The organism is Okeania sp. SIO2B9 (assembly GCF_010672505.1).
GTDB classification, from domain to species: domain Bacteria; phylum Cyanobacteriota; class Cyanobacteriia; order Cyanobacteriales; family Microcoleaceae; genus Okeania; species Okeania hirsuta.
This window is the reverse complement of record NZ_JAAHGK010001033.1, coordinates 1-2803: the sequence shown is the minus strand read 5'-3', so window position 1 is coordinate 2803 and position 2803 is coordinate 1. Positions and strand designations below refer to the sequence as shown.

Genomic DNA, 2803 nt, shown 5'->3' with positions numbered 1-2803 from the left:
AGACTTGATGAACCTATCCCACTAATAGGATTTTTGCTAAAAAACCTAAATATTTTGAGAGTTAAAAATGAAAAATTAAGCTTTTCAAGAACATTTTACTTAAACAAATAAGCTTGTTAAAAATAGTGGAATAGGTCCAGATCAAGCCTAAAACCTATCACCTTCTTCATAGTAGGGACATTCCATAGAATATCCGGCGTTGGTAAAGCGCGTGTATGATATTAATCTTAATTCTTTAGGAGTCAACCCACCCGCGCGCCCCTCCCAAGAGGGGGAGTCAGGAGGACCGAGTCAGGAGGGAAGAAAGAAGAAGAAACCCCGAGTAAAAGGAGAAAGTTTTTTGGTCGCGTAAAGGTCACGGAGTTCTATCGCGATCTTATCCAGACATGATATCATACCTCAAATTACCAACGCCGAATATCCCTACAACCTACGACCTACTTCAACGTGGCCAAGAAATTCTAGTACTAGCAGCAATATAACGAGCTACAGCAGCAGCACCATAACGATTTAGATGACTGGGGTCAAAGAAATATTCATTTTTGGCGAGTTGAGGCTGATATAAATTGAAATTTAGGAATGTAAAACCATTTTCTCTTGCTCGACTCTGCATCCACTGATGAAAGTCTTCTTCAGCAGACCAACGCACAGAATCTAAATAACTATCAGAAAGAGGTAAATTAACAAAAACTAAAGGAATATTGCGAGATTTAGTAAAATTAACAACGGAAGTTAAAGCTGTAGCCTGAGTACCCCCAAGATAAAAACCAGCATAGTCGCCATCATAAAGCCCTGCTACATAAGGTCGTCGCTGATAATAATAGGAAGGATTAAATCGCCCATCCATTGGTAGAAACCCATTAGCATCAATAGCATTGGCAACATCGGCGATCGCTACTGTTTGTACAGGTTGAGTAGAATATTGAGGATAAGATGTTAAGTTTGAGGAGTTTTGCGATAGGGGTTTATAAGAATATTGGGTAGTCTTAAAATAGTCAGGATAAAGAATATTAGAATTATTTCCTACTCCGGTATTTCCTCTGTTGGTATGCGTTCCCTCTGTTGCTGCAAGTTCCCATAGCAAGGTTTCCTTACCTGGCTCCCACTGCTTGCTTCTGTCACCGACGCGGAGTCCCACCGCTGTTGTCTGTTCGCTATAACTAACTTCCATTGCTTCTCCTCGCGATATCTCAAAAGGAGAGTATGGAGGTGCAAATACATTATAAGGTTTGGGAAACTGATAACAGGTAGAAGCAAAATTAGACTGAGCGCGAGGTAACTGAGGACGAACACCAGAAAGTAATTTTCTTTTTCCCTCAGAAGCAACAATTGAATTATAAGTTCGATCTACTCGTCCACTATTAAAAGCTCGTACTCCATCCGCCCAAATAATTAATTTTGGCAGTTGATTATTGCTCAAAAGTTGACGCAGTTGAAAGTCTACTACTCTAGCAGTTGCCCCATTAATGCTAAAGTTAAATATGTTTAACGGACGATAGCCTTTAGCTACTAAATATTGTTGTAGTTGTTGCGGATCGACCCCATATAAAGCACGGGAACTACCCACAATTAAAACATCTGGCGGACCGACAGTAGCAACGAAAGACAGATAAAGTTCTAACTGAGTGTCGAGAATATCACTATTGAAGGAAACAGGATTATACTGAGAACGTGCAGAAGCTGCTTGTTTTTGAGAGTAAGCTAAGTTTCTCATATACTCAGCAACTTTTTTCTCAGCAAAAGCACGTCTAGGGTTTCCTGGTGGTACAGCTTGCATCCAAGCAACTGCCTGTACCCATTCTTGGGCAACCTTATCCCACTGTTGTTTAGTTCTCGCGGACTGAGCTAACTGTGAGGCTTTTGTGGCAAACCTAACTGCTTGACTAAACGGGTCTACAGAAGCACATTGAGTAGCATTGGCATTTTGAGAGACTAGAGAAATTTTTGAGTTATTTTCTTTGGCGGAAGTTAAATCACAGTTATTAACTGATATAAGATTTTTCTCTGAGGTAGGAGATATTTTGCTCTGAAAATGTTGAGTGGGAATACATCCAACAGTTAGGGTTAGCAAAATAGTTGCCGTCAAAGATTTAAGTAAGCTAGATGAAAGTCTAGCATTATGGAATTGATTTTCTATATTTTGTTGCCAACTACGTTCAGGAGTGGCATCGGATGAATGGATTCTAGTCATCTAGACTCCTCTCCAAATCTATATATATATAATATTTGTGTTGACACTCGCCCGTTAAATCAGAGATTATAACAGGTGATTCTTGCTTCAAGAACTCTTAACTAGATAACAAATCAAACAAGTTGAGTTGTACCCCTGTCAGACCGTTTCCACAAGCTTTTTCTTTAACGGTATGCCCTACCGCTATCAATCCTCTATTCTTAATTATTTTTGCTGCAGCTACATCGCGATTTTCTTGATAATTACAATGGCTGCAATTATGCTTTCTATCAGAAAGTTTTTTCTTCCCTATATGACCACATTTAGGACATTCTTGAGAAGTATAATTTTTGTCTACTTTGGCGTAATACTTACCTCTTTTCCAGCAAATATAAGGCAATATTTCATTAATAAATTGACCGATACCAGAATCTAAAGATTTTTTTCTCACAATACCTTTAGACCAAGATTTGAAGTTAATATCTTCAACAAAAATATTATCTGTTAAATCGCAAATTTGATGGGCTAGTTTGAAATGCCAATCTCGTCTAGCATCAGCTATTTTTTCATGTAACTTAGCTATTGTGTTCTGAAGTTTTAACCAATTATTTGACCCCTTCTTTTTTTTCTTAA

3 protein-coding genes are annotated in these 2803 nt (G+C 38.4%); 1 reads left to right on the top strand and 2 read right to left on the bottom strand.

Annotated elements, in window-relative coordinates; translation table 11 throughout:
* Window positions 1-199: 199 nt before the first annotated feature.
* Entirely contained in the window at window positions 200-352 is a 153-nt protein-coding gene (locus F6K13_RS26895; protein WP_287288975.1) for a hypothetical protein, read from the top strand.
* A gap of 90 nt (window positions 353-442) precedes the next feature.
* Here F6K13_RS26895 and F6K13_RS26890 read toward each other — a convergent pair whose 3' ends face one another.
* Together F6K13_RS26890 and F6K13_RS26885 are read right to left on the bottom strand one after the other, a co-directional pair.
* Window positions 443-2191 (bottom strand): hypothetical protein, encoded by a 1749-nt coding sequence (locus F6K13_RS26890; protein WP_124146039.1) that lies wholly within the window; start codon window positions 2189-2191, stop codon window positions 443-445.
* 97 nt (window positions 2192-2288) lie between these two features.
* Window positions 2289-2803: transposase (locus F6K13_RS26885; RefSeq protein WP_287288973.1), on the bottom strand; the 515-nt coding region annotated here is incomplete at its 5' end.

Excerpts from the sequence above, each read along its gene's own strand:
- F6K13_RS26890 (WP_124146039.1), bottom strand. The coding sequence starts at position 2,191 with ATGACTAGAATCCATTCATCCGATGCCACTCCTGAACGTAGTTGGCAA.